16 protein-coding genes are annotated in these 15,683 nt (G+C 44.8%); all 16 read right to left on the bottom strand.

Annotated elements, in window-relative coordinates; all coding sequences use genetic code 11:
* Positions 1-87: 87 nt before the first annotated feature.
* Entirely contained in the window at positions 88-1,104 is a 1,017-nt protein-coding gene (locus NT178_09970; protein MCX5812854.1) for a TRAP transporter substrate-binding protein, read from the bottom strand.
* 85 nt (positions 1,105-1,189) lie between these two features.
* Complete coding sequence (locus NT178_09965; GenBank protein MCX5812853.1) at positions 1,190-2,491, bottom strand: TRAP transporter large permease; 1,302 nt, start codon at positions 2,489-2,491, stop codon at positions 1,190-1,192.
* Entirely contained in the window at positions 2,484-2,966 is a 483-nt protein-coding gene (locus NT178_09960) for a TRAP transporter small permease (protein MCX5812852.1), read from the bottom strand. Before NT178_09960 ends, NT178_09965 begins: the two co-directional genes overlap by 8 nt.
* Positions 2,967-3,399: 433 nt before the next feature.
* The gene (locus tag NT178_09955) at positions 3,400-3,552 is read right to left on the bottom strand and encodes a hypothetical protein (GenBank protein MCX5812851.1); all 153 of its coding nucleotides are present in this window, start codon (positions 3,550-3,552) and stop codon (positions 3,400-3,402) included.
* Positions 3,536-4,855 (bottom strand): DNA repair protein RadA, encoded by a 1,320-nt coding sequence (radA, locus tag NT178_09950; GenBank protein ID MCX5812850.1) that lies wholly within the window; start codon positions 4,853-4,855, stop codon positions 3,536-3,538. The genes NT178_09955 and radA overlap by 17 nt, the downstream gene beginning before the upstream one ends.
* Before the next feature lies 1 nt (position 4,856).
* Positions 4,857-5,648 (bottom strand): sugar phosphate isomerase/epimerase, encoded by a 792-nt coding sequence (locus NT178_09945; GenBank protein MCX5812849.1) that lies wholly within the window; start codon positions 5,646-5,648, stop codon positions 4,857-4,859.
* Entirely contained in the window at positions 5,645-6,817 is a 1,173-nt protein-coding gene (locus tag NT178_09940) for a Xaa-Pro peptidase family protein (GenBank protein MCX5812848.1), read from the bottom strand. The genes NT178_09945 and NT178_09940 overlap by 4 nt, the downstream gene beginning before the upstream one ends.
* Positions 6,818-6,821: 4 nt before the next feature.
* On the bottom strand, positions 6,822-7,592 hold the full coding sequence (locus NT178_09935) for an enoyl-CoA hydratase/isomerase family protein (GenBank protein MCX5812847.1): 771 nt from the start codon (positions 7,590-7,592) through the stop codon (positions 6,822-6,824).
* Between the two features lie 169 nt (positions 7,593-7,761).
* The gene (gene oah / locus NT178_09930; GenBank protein MCX5812846.1) at positions 7,762-8,910 is read right to left on the bottom strand and encodes a 6-oxocyclohex-1-ene-1-carbonyl-CoA hydratase; all 1,149 of its coding nucleotides are present in this window, start codon (positions 8,908-8,910) and stop codon (positions 7,762-7,764) included.
* A 28-nt stretch (positions 8,911-8,938) separates the two neighbouring features.
* Positions 8,939-10,048 carry a 6-hydroxycyclohex-1-ene-1-carbonyl-CoA dehydrogenase gene (had, locus tag NT178_09925; protein ID MCX5812845.1) on the bottom strand — a complete coding sequence of 370 codons (1,110 nt, stop codon included), beginning with the start codon at positions 10,046-10,048 and terminating at the stop codon, positions 8,939-8,941.
* A gap of 50 nt (positions 10,049-10,098) precedes the next feature.
* A complete protein-coding gene (locus NT178_09920) occupies positions 10,099-10,851 on the bottom strand; it encodes a 3-oxoacyl-ACP reductase FabG (GenBank protein MCX5812844.1) in 753 nt (250 codons plus the stop codon).
* Between the two features lie 281 nt (positions 10,852-11,132).
* Positions 11,133-11,309, bottom strand: a complete 177-nt coding sequence (locus tag NT178_09915; protein ID MCX5812843.1) for a hypothetical protein — start codon at positions 11,307-11,309, stop codon at positions 11,133-11,135.
* Positions 11,310-11,579: 270 nt separating this feature from the next.
* Positions 11,580-12,242, bottom strand: a complete 663-nt coding sequence (locus NT178_09910; GenBank protein MCX5812842.1) for an MBL fold metallo-hydrolase — start codon at positions 12,240-12,242, stop codon at positions 11,580-11,582.
* Entirely contained in the window at positions 12,242-13,249 is a 1,008-nt protein-coding gene (locus NT178_09905) for a 7-cyano-7-deazaguanine synthase (GenBank protein MCX5812841.1), read from the bottom strand. Before NT178_09905 ends, NT178_09910 begins: the two co-directional genes overlap by 1 nt.
* Positions 13,250-13,366: 117 nt before the next feature.
* Positions 13,367-14,593 (bottom strand): homocysteine biosynthesis protein, encoded by a 1,227-nt coding sequence (locus tag NT178_09900; protein MCX5812840.1) that lies wholly within the window; start codon positions 14,591-14,593, stop codon positions 13,367-13,369.
* 15 nt (positions 14,594-14,608) lie between these two features.
* Positions 14,609-15,541, bottom strand: coding sequence for a cysteine synthase A (cysK, locus tag NT178_09895; protein MCX5812839.1), 933 nt, complete (start codon positions 15,539-15,541; stop codon positions 14,609-14,611).
* Positions 15,542-15,683: the final 142 nt, after the last annotated feature.

The raw sequence follows: 15,683 nt of genomic DNA, 5'->3' as shown, positions 1-15,683 counted from the left end.
TAAATACCGTGATGAAATGATCTGTAGGATTAATGTGTGCAGTGAGGGGGATAGAAAAAGGGTGTCCCCCCTCACTTTAGGTTTGTTCTATTTCTGATTTTTTATAAGGTAATCCTGGCAGAACTTCAATGCCTGATCGCCGGGCAGCCCCTTCGCTTTCATGTTCTTAAGGTACTCATCCAGTATGGGGCTTAATATCGCCGCCCAGCGGGCGTTCTCTTCTTTTGTGAGAACGGTGACCTTGCCGCCTTTCTGAATGAACACATCTTTTCCCTCTTTATCGAGTTCATCCCAAAGCTTTCCCATCTTCTCCACCCATTCCTGGTTGATCTGCTCAATGATCTTCTGGGTGTTCGCCGGAAGGGAGTTCCATTTATCTTTGTTCATGAGTACATAATTGGCATTAATGTACGCGGAACCATACTCGGTGCTGTTGTCTACGACTTCAGCAAGCCTGAATCCCTTCATGGGTTCATATGGACCTATGATACCCTGAGCAACCCCTCTGGAGAGGGCATCATAGGCATCCGACATGGGCATCGCCACAGGGGCGCCGCCCAGAGCCTTAACGACCTTCGCACTTGTACCGGTGGATCGTATTTTGAGCCCTTTCAGGTCTTCGAGGTTTTTAACCGGTTTTTTTGCAAAGAGCATGTGGGGTGGTGAGGTCATAAGAAAAAGGACCTTCACGTCGTCCAACTCCTTGGGCTTGAACTTCTCGTAGAACTCGTTTGCCAGTTTTGTGCCCGTATAACCACTCTTGTAACCCAGAGGGAGATCAAGCACTTCCATGAAGGGAAAGCGCCCCATGGTATACGAGAAAAAACTTAATCCTATATCAGCTACCCCTCTTGTTACACTTATGTATGTTTGAGCTGGTGGAGTCAAGGTGCCTCCTGTGAATTGGGTTATTTTCACTGTGCCATTCGTCTTCTTCTCAACTTCTTTGCACCACTGATCCATCATAACACTGACTTTATTATCCGGGGGAAAGAAGTTGGCGAACTTGAGGGATACCACCTTTTCCTGGGCCTGTACCGGGAAGCAGAATAACCAAACTGATGAAAATAGAACCGCCAACAATATCACTACCATTCTTTTCATAGGAACTCCTCCATGATTATTTTGTTTCCACCACAATTGGATTCTATGTGGACTTCTCCGGGCATAAATTCTGTTTCGTTCCCCTTTATTGCCTCAAGAAGGAAGGAATGAAGAGGGCAAGCTTTGGGAACACAAACAACAAAAATATAATAAAAACAAAGCTAAGCAAAAATGGGGTCACGCCCTTGTAAATAGTACTGAGAGAGTCGTGCGTGACATTTCTTACCACAAATACGTTTATGGCTACAGGCGGGATTATTACTCCAACCATTACAATGAGTTGTATGTACACGCCGAACCATATGAGGTCATAGCCCAGTTTGAGGATAACAGGATAAAAAATAGGAGTGGCAAGTATCATGAACGCAAGGTCGTCAATGAAAGAACCTCCCACAAGATAGATCAAACCGATAAGGACTACGATCAGAGCCGGGTGAAGGGGGAGTTGCACAATCCAATCTGCTGCAATCATAGGAATTTTTGTAACGGTGATGAAATGGCCGAAAATAACGGAGCCTGCAATGAGGAATAGAACCATACAAGCTGTTACCAGGGATTCCTCCAATGATTTTAAAAGCACTTTAAAGTTGATGGCTCTTGTGATGAAAGCCAGGAGGCCTACGGCAAAGGCCCCGATACTCCCGGCTTCTGTGGGAGTGAAGAAACCCTCCAGCAACCCTCCCATGACCACGACAAAGATTATGAGTACTCCTACGATCCCCTTAAGGGATACTATTCTTTCCTTCCAGGAGGACCTTTCTCCCTTAGGGCCCAGGGAAGGATTAATCCTGCACCATACATAGATAATCGCAAGAAAGAAGAAAGCAACAAGAATGCCCGGGATTAAGGAGGCAAGAAACAGCTTGCCAATGGACTGTTCTGTAATAATGCCGTATACAATCAAGGGTACGCTTGGAGGAATAAGACAGCCGAGAGTCCCCGCGGCAGCAACAGTCCCGGTGGAGAGCACCCTCTTATAACCGTAGCGGTCCATCTCCGGGATGGCAACACTGGAAAAGGTTGCAGCCGTGGCAGTTAACGAGCCGGTTACACTGCCGAAGGCTGCGCAGCCCCCTACAGTTGCCATGGCTAATCCTCCGGGAACGTGTCCGATGAACCGGTAGGCTGAATCATAGAGCCTCTTGGCAATGCCCCCATTGAAGGCAATCTGGCCCATGAGGATGAAGACGGGGACCACGGTGAACCCATAGGCGGAAAGGGTGTCAAAAATATCCTGAGCCACCATACCGCAACCGGCTTTGACCGTGACTAAAAAGCTGTAACCCAGAAAACCGATGATGGCCATGCAGAAGGCAAGCTCCAACCCGCTAAGGAAAATAGCAATTAATACAATTAAACCAATTATTCCTACTAAGGTTTCACTCATATTCCCCCCTGAGGACCTTTGCGATATCGCAGAATAGTACTATGCATTCAAAGAAACAGGAAGCCCCAATTCCGTATAGCACCGGGTAGAATGGGATGTGACGGGTGGGTGTTACTTCTCCGGCCTTGGCCAAATCCATGCCAAAGACTATGAGATTCCAGCCTATGAGAAGGAACAATCCTATCCCCAAACATTTTGCCGCAATGTTGACAATCCTCCGTATTGTGGGTGGGAGCTGCATAAGAAAAAAATCGACCCTGATATGGCCCCTTATCCACGTGGTAAAGGGGATTGAAAACCCGATCAGGACTGCTGATAGTAATCCAACAATCTCGTATGTACCCACGATGGGCATTCTTGCAGACCTCAGAATTACATCCGCTACAGTGAGGAGAATCATGAAGGCGAGCATTACCGCAGCTATGACGTTCAGCCCTTTGCTTACCTTATAGACAAAGCTTAACAGTTTTTGCATGGCCTTCCCCAAATATTTAAATTTTGCGAGTCAGAATTTCTCATATAATCTTAATAAGAAACCATAGCAAAAAAGCTATTTTTGGTCAATATGTTTCTCTCGTGACTAAGCCGATCACGCCTTGTCGTTTTCCATCACAACACAATACCCTGTACCGACACCAGGATTTCATCCCAGAACCCCCTTTTTTTTAATGCCGGTTTTCTCCCTATCCAATGTGCTCGGGGTAATACCTGCCTGCTTAAGTAAATACTTCCGCCATATTCTCCGGAGCTAAATCCGGCAGAATACATTTGGAATACACTTCGTGGAGAGTACTTTGCCAATCGTGTATTTGACTCTCTGGATGCAGCCACCAGGCAGGCCGAGCATGGTCTTCTGGAAATGGCCGCAAACAAGGCAGCAATTCGTCAACTAACCAACTGGCCATGGATTAGTGCCATTTTGAAAACATGATGTAATAAGAACATGGCTCAACCTGAAAAGCAGGGGGTATGGGGACGTCCATGAAACGTCCATAAAATATAAGACCGGCATTCCAGGCATTAAACTTGCCCCAACGGCACCAGCTAAGAAATATGTCCATAGAGTTCCTTGACGTTTTTCAAAGGGACGATTTCAATCCCCCCTGTCTTTTCTACCCCTTTCGGGCAGAAGACCTTCTTTATGCCCAGCCTTTCACATTCTTTCAACCGGATATCCATGCTCATGACCTTCCTTATTTCGCCTGTCAAGCCTACCTCTCCGAACAATGCCGTATCTGCACCGACATTCACATCTTTATAGCTTGAAATGATTGATGCAGCGACAGCAAGATCTACAGCCGGTTCATTTACCTTAAGACCGCCCGTTATGTTTACATAGACGTCCCTGTCAAAAAATGGTTTGCCGAGCGCCTTTTCAATGACCGCTATGATAATGAATAACCTGTTAGGATCGTATCCGAGGGACACCCTTTTTGGAATGGAAAACATTGTCTTTGGTATTACAGACTGCACCTCAAGCAATATGGGTCTTGAACCGGTAATATGAGGAAAGAGCGCACTGCCGGCACCGATATCGCCCCTCTCAGAAATAAAAAATTGCGATGGGTTTTCTACATCTGCCAGCCCGTCTTTTTGCATCTGAAATATCCCTACCTCGTCAACAGGCCCGTACCTGTTTTTTATTGCCCTGAGCATCCTGTAGGGCAGCATCTTGTCACCCTCAAAATAGAGGACCGTATCAACCATATGTTCAAGCACCTTAGGCCCGGCGATAGCACCTTCTTTTGTTACATGACCTATGATTATATGGGTGGTTTCACTCTTCTTCATCTCCATAATCAATCTTGAAGAGACATCTTTTATCTGGCCTATACTCCCGGGAAGCATGGGGAGCATTGAATTGTAAACAGATTGAATCGAGTCTATGATTACAAGACGATATGCTTTATCGGATAATGCCCCCAGTATATCTTCAAGCCGGTTCGTAGTAAGTATCGAAAAGGGGTCTTTTATGTTCAGCCTTCTTTTCCTGGAGGATAATTGTCTTAAGGACTCTTCGCCTGATACGTATAATACTTCATATCCAAGTTCAATCATCCGGGAGGCTATCGCAAAGCATACAGTGGTTTTGCCTATGCCGGGATCGCCCCCGAGGAGTATGGAAGACCCGCATACAAGGCCGCCGCCCAGAACCCTGTCCATCTCGGCAAGACCGAGGATAACTCTTTCTTCCGGCAGCTCATCATCAGAAACCGTCACCGGTTTTTCCGTGATGCGAGCTTCTTCATTGTCCTGTTTGTACTCTTTTATAGTATCCCATGAAGCGCATCGCGGGCATTTCCCCATCCACTTGAGTGTTTCATAGCTGCATACTTCACAAACAAACATTGCCTTTTTCGACATCCTAATCCTTTTCTAAATGTAATCTTAAAAAAGCCGCTTGATATTTTAGCAGTTTCTTCGTCCACTCCATTGTCTTCGGGAACTCACCAGGGGAGAGCTCAAGCGTTACCATTCCATCATAGCCCAGTCTCCTCATGGTATTCAATAATTTTACAATCGGCAGATCTCCCCTGCCAAGAAAAAGATGGCTTTTAAAGGATTGACCGTCGCTTATATGGATATTTTTTAGTCTCTCTGTTTTAAAATAATGGAGAAAAGCTACAATCAGGTCATCACCGCATGTTGCTATGTGTGTTGTGTCGAAGGCAAAAAAGAGGTTTTTTTTCATGCCGAAGGCTATCAGGTCACGGTAATTATACAGCACATAAGGGGCAAGCATCAACCTTTTCCCGACACGAGGCATATTCTCTATGGTCAGATATACATCATCGTAACCAAATGCTTGTTGAAAGTCATTGATGTTTCTAAACCATTTTAAGAAAGCAAGCTCAAGTGAAAACCATGAGGGCGGGTGAAAATTAACCAACTGTGCACCCAATATTTTTGCAACTTCAACGCTCTGTATGAGGGCGCCTTTATGCGTTTTCCAAATATCTATTTTTGCAAAAGGTGCATGTACGGAGTATATAGGCAATATTTCAAGACAGGCCACGACCGATTTAATATAATGCGCATCATTAAACCTGCCGTCAATTACAAGGTCACAGCCGTCAAAACCTGCTTCTGCTGCTAACAAAAAAACTTCTTTTATAGGCAGATAATAAAGACATCCTGTAGAAAAAAGGATTTTCATAAAATCATAATTGATTCATCATTATCCGTAAGCACCCTGTAGCGGGAATTTTCAATCAAAACCGTATTTTCTATGCCGCAAGCGCCTTTTTTGGGAAAGACCATCTTGGGTTCAATGGCAAAAACTGCCCCTTCTTCTATGGGATAGGTGTGGCTTGCTGCGATAAAGGGGAGTTCTGCCAGCTCAATGCCGATCCCGTGAGCGAGAAACCTCACCTTGTGGGGCTTGTAGCCGAGGTAATAATCCCCGTAACCAAGCTTTTCTGCGAGTTTTTTCGAGTATTCGAAAAGTTCGTTGCTTACCATGCCTTCAAGCACCTTATCAAGTACACGGTAGTGTATTTCTCTGCAAGCCTCAAAGGCTCCACCGAAAGGCTCAGGCATTGAACCTATGGCATACATCCTTGTCTGGTCAGCCTGATAACCGTGATAGCAGATACCAAAATCGATAAGAATGGGTTCACCTTTTTTAATCTTCTTCATGCTGGCGCCTACAGGAAAAGCCGGTGAAAGCCCCAGCCCCCCCATGGGGGAATCCGACTGGCTTACAATGCTTCCTGTGCGTCCGCTTATAACATGCCATGAGTATGCTTCATAATTCATAGAACGGACACGCAACAGACCTTCGTGCCCGAGTTTTTTTGCATATGCCTCAAGCAGCCCGCCCAGTTCAATCTCTGTCATACCCTCTTTCAGTATTTCCGGCACCTGTTGATAGACCTTTTTTTGTATCGCTGCTGCCCGCTCCATAATCTTTATTTCAAACGGTGATTTTATCTTTCTCAGTTCCTTTGTGAGAGGAGAGACATTTACAAACTCACATTTACCCAACAGGTCTTTGAATTTGATCACATCGTTGTAGGGCATTACATCGAGCTGTAGCCCAATCCTTTTTACAGGTTTTATGTAGGGAAGGATGTCCTTTATTGACCTTACGGGAACGATCTCTTCAAGGGGGGACTCCCTGCGTGCCCTTGATATCTCCCTCTTAATAAACAAAACCGGTTTTCCTTCGAGGGGTACAAAGAGAAGTGAATCCTGCATTGTGCCCGAGAGGTAGTAATAGTCTATTTTGTAGTGGAAAAAGGCCCCATCGATAGAGGCCTTTTCCATTAAATCTTTTAATTTGTAAATTCTGTTATCAATTTCTTCTTTTGATGCGTAGAGCATACAATTATTTATCCTTCCAGACAGGTTTTCTCTTATCCATAAATGCGCCGATACCCTCAACAGCGTCTTCTGTTTTCATGCATCCATGGAGATAGATGATCTCCGATGCCTTCAGAGCTTCTGTGAAATTCAGGCCGAGCCCTGCCTTGATGGCGCGTTTTGTCCAGATACTGACCGGTCTGCTCTTGTTCAGATATTCGGTAAGATATTTATCTACTTCAGCCTTGAAGTTTTCAACAGGAAGGACTACATTCACAAGACCGATGGCCTCAGCCTCTTTTGCGTTCAGGCTTTTACCGGTAAGGAGAAGCTCATATGTTTTTTTGAGGCCGATGATCTTCGGGAATAATGCAGCGGCAACAGGCGGGAACACGCCTACTGCAATCTCCGGCTGCCCGATTTTTGCCTTTTCAGAGGCGATGACGATATCGCAGAAACTTGAGAGTTCACAGCCGCCACCCAGAGACCTGCCGTTTACCACTGCAACGGTAATAACATCCATCTCTGCCATGTGCCTGAACATCCCGTGAAAGACATCGATCATTTCATCTACTTTATCTTCTGTGTGGTCTGCAACATCTACGCCGTCACAGAATGCCTTCTCTCCTGCATGATCGAAAACGAGAAGTTGTACGGACTGGTCTTTTTTTACCTCAACGAGGACTTCGTTGATCTCTTTCATCATGTTAATGGTAAGCCAGTTTGATGGCGGTGTATTAAGCGTTATCTTTGCAACCTTATCCTTTTTCTCATAAACTATACTATTGAAACTCATGGTTATTCTCCCTTGCTCTTATTTTGGATTTTGGATTTTGGATTGCGGGTTGACCTGCCTTTGGCGAAATCAAAGTTCAATAATTCAGGATTTTAAAATCCAAAATTTGCAATCCAAAATCCAAAATAAAAAAAGGGGGGATAAACCCCCCTTAGGTTTGTTTCCCTTATTACTTCGCCTGCGGTTTGCCCATAACTTCTGCCATGAAGGCTTCGTTGACAAGCTCGCCCTTTGCGATGAGCTGACGGTTCTTGATGAAATCGATGGTGTCTTTGCCGGTGATCTTCTTGGTGTTGAATGCACCGAAACCAAGGAAGGCCTCGCCCATCATGTTTGTTGCCAGCCAGTATCTGTGATCGTTCTTGATCTGATCCCAGAAGAATTTTTTCTTCTGTCTGATACCGTCAATGGACTTATTTAAGCATCCGGGAAAGAGGTTTGCGAAAATCCAGATAACCCTGTCAACCTCTGCATCGAGGAGTGAGAAGTCATAGGCGTTGTTTTTAATTTGCTCGCCTACCCATGCCCGCGCGTCCTTTGCTTCCTGACCTGTCTTGTTCTCGCCGTATACGATCTCGCCGTCTTTTACGTAAACATCGGTGATAACCTGCGGATTTCTTACCCAGACACCCTTGTCGTCTTTCAGGACAGGGATTGCCTTGGAAATGAGGTTTTTGGCCTTCATCTTGTATGCTGAAAACATTTCACAGCTTACGCAGCTCCACATTGCATCCTCAGCGCTTAAGAACCAGGGGAGGAAGTCAGAGGAACCGCCCACAGGTGCTGAACCGTGTCTCGGACCAGCCTGGCCGAAGATGGCAAGTTCGGAAGAGATAGCGATATCACATGCAAGGCCGATTTCCTGACCGCCGGCAACTCTCATACCATTTACACGGCAAATGACCGGTTTTTTGCACATAAGGATGCTGTCAACCATGTTGTTAAAGAGTTCCATGTATGAGCCGTATTCTTCCGGTCTCATGCTGTAGTATTCTGAATATTCTTTTGTGTTGCCGCCTGTACAGAAGGCGTTTGCGCCTGTGCCGGTAAAAACTACGGCAACTACTTCGCGGTCAGTGGAAGCATTCTCAAAACCGGCGATGACGCCCTTTACCATCTCTGTTGTGTAGGAATTGAACTGAGACGGGTTATTGAGTCTGATCCATGCATTGTAAAGACCAGGTATTACGTTGCCCTTCGGATCTTTGAGGGGTCTCTTTTCATATACAGTACAAGGAGCATCTGTGCCCCACCACTGTGTACTATGTCTGCTGTGATCCTTCATTTCGTGTTCTCTTGGCATCCATTCTAAACCCATACTTTCCTCCTATTAAATTATTTTTTCATTAAAAATCTGGTGTTAATACAACCCTCTTTGCAGGGGACCCAGCTTTGTGAATCTCATCAAATGTTGCTGCAATCGTGCTCATCGGTCTAACTTCTACAAACGGATCAATGACGATCTTCTTTGAAAGAACCATATCAAGCACTATCGGGTAATATTCAGGCAAGCAACCCCATGTTCCGATAATTTCTGCGTCAAAGGCCATAAGCTTTGAAAACATATATTCGCTCTTCGCCATACCGAAACCGAGAAGTATCAATTTTCCGACAAAAGAGAGCAGATCAAGGGCGAGTTCCTGTCCTGCCTTTGCGCCTGTTACCTCAAAAATCTTCCAGCCTGTGTTGGCAAGGCCGTTTGATTTGCAAATAGTTTTCCATTCGCCGACAAGTGTCTTGTTGTCTTTATCCAATGTGCTGATAACAAAATCGCAGCCGTAATCAAGAGCCCTTTTCAGTTTCTCGGGGTTCCTGGCAATACCGATAACGGTCTTTGCGCCCAGGGCTTTTGCTGTCTGAGCCATGTACACGCCTACGCCGCCTGTTGCGCCGATGATAATTACATTGTCGCCAGGCTGAAGGTCTGCTCTTTTTGCAGCCTGATACGGGGTAGTTACGGCATCTGCAACAACTGCAAGCTGTTCAAGGGCGTATCCTTTTTTGTCAGTGACCAGACAAAGGTCAATTGTAGGTACGGGTATGTGGCTTGAGAATCCGCCGTATACTCCGATGCTGTTGCCGGGCATCTTCTGGGCAAGGCACCTGTTGCCTCTTCCTGTTTTGCAGAGTATGCACTGTCTGCACGGCATAACGGCCGGTATGATAACTTCTTTTCCTATCCATGCGGCGTCGCCGGCAACAACTGTTCCTGCGATCTCGTGGCCAAGGGCCAGCGGCGGCTTACTGACGGTAGGGACGCCATCATAAAAATACCCGAGGTCTGTGTGGCAAACACCACAGCCTGCAACCTCTACCAGTACTTCCCCTGCCTTGAGTTCCGGTACCGGTATTTCAGCCACAGCCAGCTTACCGGGTGTAGTTTCCTTTGTTTCTCTGTTAAATACTGTTGGTTGAACCATCTGCCACTGTTTTATTGTCTTTGGTACATCAGCCATTACAACACCTCCTAATATATTTTAAATATTGGATATCGCCTTCCTATTTCTTACGTCATTCCATAACCACCGTCTACACAAAGGAGCTGCCCTGTGACGTAGCGTGAATCGTCTGAAGCAAAAAATACAAAGGCTGGAGCAACATCTTCCGGCTCGGCATATCTGCCGAGAAGAATTCTTTTTGTATAAATTTCTTTGAGCTTTTCGTCTGTTGAGATTGTATGGGTCATCTCTGTGGTGACAATGCCGAGGGAAATAACATTCGCCGTAACATTAAACTTTGCGAGTTCCCTTGCCATTGATTTTGTCATAGAAACTACCCCGCCCTTGGCGGCGCTGTAATTTATCTGTCCTATGGTGCCTACTATACCGGCAACAGAAGTAACATTGACTATCCTGCCATAATTCTGCTGCATAAAATATTTCGATGCTGCCTGAGCACAGAGCCAGGGGCCTCTCATCTGGATATTGACAACCTCATCCCATACTTCTACCGACATCTTGTGCATCATGGCCGGTTTTGAGATACCTGCATTGTTTATAAGAATATGTATTGTGCCGAAGTTCTCTACACAGGTATTAATTATTGTTTCTGCATCTGCTTTCTGGGCGACATCGCCCTTTACAGCAACCGCTTTCCTTCCCATACCCTTAATTATTTCAACCACCTCATCGGCTGCTTTACTGTTGGAGGCGTAGTTTACCACAACATTTGCACCTTCCTGTGCAAAGGCAATACTGATAGCTCTTCCTACACCCCTTCCGCCACCTGTAACTACAGCATTTTTTCCTTCTAATTTCATTTGCACCCCTCTTTAAAATTAATCGTTTGTGAAATATTTTATTAGTGTAATATTATATGTTAATAAGAATTTATGTCAAGATAAAAAACATACATATCAATAAAATATGTGATATCGGTTAACCGGCATTTATAGTAATGTTAACTGAATAATTATGTATTGAATGCACGGTGTTAACTTGCTGATATGGGCAGGGAAACTAAAAAGTCAATTTTTAATGAAAAAATTCACTTTACAAATATTAAATGTTAATTAATCCTGTGATTTATTATTATAAAAGCTTATCTCAGTATAATGTTGGTGCTGAAGTTGTAGGCCTCCTCATCCAGGAACTCATCATAGCTTATTTCTTTTGCGACCATGCTGCTCCCGCATTCGGGACAAAAAATATTCACGGTTTCTCCGGACAGAAACATGAATCCGCATAGATCACATACATATTCATCTGGTATTTTCAAATTTGTTCCTCCTCATTTTCCTACAGTCCTCTTTCTCCATACACAGTGCATGTATAACACATTGTGTTATGTATTGGCAGTAATCACCCGGATGTGGACAGGGGCTTTTATCAATATCTATATCTTCCTTGTATTGCCCATCGGGTTTAATACCCCGAAGTTTGCTTCGAAAAGTAAATCTGTTCAAAATTCCTTGTCGATACCTCAAGGCTTGCCTCGGGGTGATTCATTATATGCATAGCAAGGGAGAATGTCAACTTATGTTCACCATCAATGCCTGTCGAAGAATTCTTCCAGGATTAACTTGAAATTTCTGCTTATTGCCTCTTCTCCATTTAGTATTTCACCGTGTCCAGGGATTAAGTATTCCATCTTGAGCCCTGACAGTTTTTCAACGCTGTTTGCCAGTGCATTGATATCGCCGCCTTGAAAGTCTGTTCTCCCTACCCCCATGTAGAAGACCGTATCTCCCGAAATGAGTGCCTTTTTTTCTTCCCAATAAAAGCAGACAGAACCGGGTGAATGACCAGGAGTCGGGATGATCTGCAATGTTTTGTCCCCCAGTTTGACCATGCCTTCCTGAAGAAATAATTTGAAAGGTGTCTGAGGCATGTGGCAGCCTGTTGCAAGAAATAACTCCTTGCCGCCGTTGTGCAGATACTCATATTCTTCCCTGCTGATACCTTTCAATATTTCCTTGTCGAATGAGCTGATTGCCTCAATGTGGTCAGGGTGACTATGGGTGCATAATATACTTTTTACACGATCTATTGCCTTCCCGTCTCTTGCCATACCCTCGATAATGTGGTTAAAAAGATGCCTGTGCCCGGGATCGATCAGTGTGGGCACCTCACCATCTATAAAAACCGTATTGCAATTGTTTTCCTGATAAGATGTCCAGGGATATACGTACAGGTCATCGGTTATTTTCATTATGTCTCCTGTGATGCTCCTACCAATAAACCTTCGGGGATCAGGTTGCGTCTCTCTACAGCATGACTGTTTACTATGCCGTTGTTTGATTCTATTGAAATAATCGTGGATTCATTTTTTCCGTAATATCCCATAATATTTGCTACCGTATTGATGATCTTGTCGTCGAAAACGCCTTTCAGAATAGCGCTGGGGCCCCTGAATCCTACAGGGTGAAAGGATATATAAGGGGGCTCCCAAAGGGAGATAAGTTTATTGTTCTCTATTTCGTTCCTTCCGACCACGAGCTTTGTGTCGGTCTGCAACCTGAAGTGCCTGCCGATACTTAATAATTCCAGGTCCTTCATGGTAAACGCCTTATCATATTTAAAAAGATCCTTGAGTTTCTTCGTAAAAATCGGATCAGTAAGGAGGCACCCTCCGGCAGGGGATCCGAACTCTGTGAGGTTATATTTTTCGGCAAGCCTGTATTGCGGCGCCCTTGACCTGCCGGTAAAACCGAGTAATTTTTCTCTGTCCAACAACCCTTCCTGTTCAGGTATTGAGGGCAAAAAATGCATGGCCGAGAGGGGTCGGACTATCAGACCTTCAAGTCCGCTGGCCTTTTCGATGATTCGTATCGTGTCCCTTCTTTGCGACATCGGTCTCTGACCAAGGACCTCCCCTGTCACAACAAAACTTGCCTGTTCTTCTGCCATAATCTCCTTTGTCTTTTGCAGCATAAATATTCTACAATCAATACAGGGGTTTATGTTTTTGCCATAACCATATTTCGGCGACCTGACAATATCAATATACTCAAGTCCTTTATGCTTGAGTATCAACCCTATCCCAAGTTCGCTGATTGTCCTGACAGCCTGCAAGCCCCGTTCTTTTTCCTTCCTGCTGTTGAAGGGAGATGTAAAATGCAGGGCTATGACTTCTATACCCTGTTCCATGATAACCTTGGTTGCAAGTACACTGTCCAAACCGCCGGATAATAGGGAAATCGCTTTTCTGTTCATCATTATTTTATACCAGATAGCTTCATAGCATATTGCTCATAATTGATGGTTGACAACAAAACCATAAACTATGAGCTATGATCTGAGAGCCGGGTTTTTTTCACGCCCTGCGCTGTTTGTTCATTCTAAGCTGTCTGTAAATACCTCCGGGATTCTTTCTTCAAGTGTATTCATTTTTATACCGGACTCAACGCCGGGCAATGGCGCAACCGGGTTTGTAAGGAGGAATTTGCCGGAGCCTATCCAATCCTTCAATATCATGGAGATTTCCCTTGCCTTTGAATAGCTTGAGATCGGGAATGTTGGCACTTCGTTGCCGTTAATGAATATCCTGCCGGATTTCAATTGGGCATAATTTACTTCACAAATGCTTTTAGGTATCCTGTTTGGATAATCGTTGCCATAGTCAACAACCTGTGCCCAGAAATCCTCATCACTTCTGGACGTAAAATAGGCCATTTCTTCGTCAAGTATCGGAATAGGGATTCCGAGACCTATAAACATGGTTGCTCCGTAACCGATAAAACTTGCACCTTTCAGGAAGTTACCGCTCATCTGTTTTGCATCTCCGACAGTAGCAAGCGTTCCTGCGCCTGCCCTGGGTAGACCGTCGGGGCTCCTCAACACATCAGGGTTATGCTGTGTTCCGCTCCATGCCACATAGCCAATACCGCCGCCAAAAAATATCCTTGTACCTATGCCGATGGTTCTGTATTTCGGGTCTTTCAAGAGCGGGGAGAGTTGACCGGCACTGCAGTAATTTGCGCTGTGCATTTTCGGCTTCAATATCCCCATATATGTATAAATCACCTTGTTGGTGAGATTTACGGCAACATTGTAGTTCTGATAGGCATTCCTCGGGTTATAAAGATACGCCTCGTTTACATTATCCTTATTTATATAAGTCTCAATTTTTTTATTGGGGTAGCAGTCTGTTCCGTATGCTGTCGCAAAAAGGCGTATATCCTTCCCGTTCACAAAGTCCTCTATTACATGACCGCCGCCATATTTAAATGCACCGGGATACACCATATTCCTCGGATCATCATCCGGCATTGCAGTGGCGCCTATATATACGTCTACTGCTGCAATCCCGCAATATGCAGGTACGTCGTTGAGGAGGCATTTGCCTCCGCCTATCTTTATCCTCGGTTTCGTATGCCCTACATTTATAAACATGCCGCTGCTGCACATGGGTCCGAATGTACCGGTTGTTACTACATCCACATACTCCGATGCTTTTTTTGTGCCCTTGTCTTTTGTAATCTCTATCATCTCTTCAGCAGTTACAACAACTACCTTGCCGCTTTTTATCTTTTCATTGATTTCATCGATTGTCTTCAATATTGCCTCCCTTACCCCTTATTTTATGGAGGAACCAAATAATTCTGTTGAAAGATACCTGTCGCCGAGATCAGGTATAATAACAACAATCAATTTACCTTTAAATTCCTTCTTTTTTGCGATATTAATTGCTGCCCACATTGCTGCACCGGATGATATGCCGCAGAAAATCCCCTCTTCTTTTGCGAGTCTTTGTGCAATATCAAAGGCATTATCATTGGAAACCTTTACGATCATGTCTATGACATTTTTATCCAGGATATCGGGGATAAAACCGGCGCCAATGCCCTGTATCTTATGGGGTCCGGGCTGGCCGCCCGAGAGCACAGGCGATGCTTCAGGTTCAACCGCTACTACCTTGAAAGACGGTTTTCTTTTCTTCAAGGTTGTACCTATGCCTGTAATGGTCCCGCCGGTTCCAACACCTGCAACCAGAACATCTGCAAGACCATCCGTGTCCTGCCATATCTCTTCGGCTGTTGTTCTTATATGTATTTCCGGGTTTGCAGGATTTTTGAATTGTTGAAGCATGATAGCCTTAGAATTCTCTTTTATAATTTCTTCAGCCTTGTCTATTGCCCCTCTCATGCCGAGTACACCGGGTGTTAGAACAAGTTCGGCGCCAAATGCCTTCAGCATATTCCGCCTTTCCACACTCATTGTTTCAGGCATTGTAAGGATCAACTTGTATCCCTTAACAGCGCACACAAAGGCAAGGGCGATGCCGGTATTACCGCTTGTGGGTTCGACTATCGTTGTATCACTATTTAAGATGCCTGCCTTCTCAGCGGCCTCTATCATGCTTACCCCGATCCTGTCTTTTACGCTTCCGCAGGGATTGAAAAATTCAAGTTTTGCAACTATCCGGGCATCAAGCCCCGTTGCAAGCCGGTTAATCCTCACGAGAGGCGTATTCCCTATAAGCTTGGTTATATCATCGGCTATTCTCATCGTATTCCTGCTTGCAAGATTATACACTAATTTCGGCATAATTTTAACAGCTTTTTAAAGACAGGCAGTTATAAGCCTTGATTCCTCTGCTCTTTTGTATCTGGTGGGATGAGAGGGCTATAGAAGTCCCTCTCCCATCATG

The organism is Pseudomonadota bacterium (genome assembly GCA_026388255.1).
GTDB lineage: Bacteria > Desulfobacterota > Syntrophorhabdia > Syntrophorhabdales > Syntrophorhabdaceae > JAPLKB01.
Note: the sequence above shows the minus strand (reverse complement) of the source record. Positions and strands in the feature narration are given on the sequence as shown.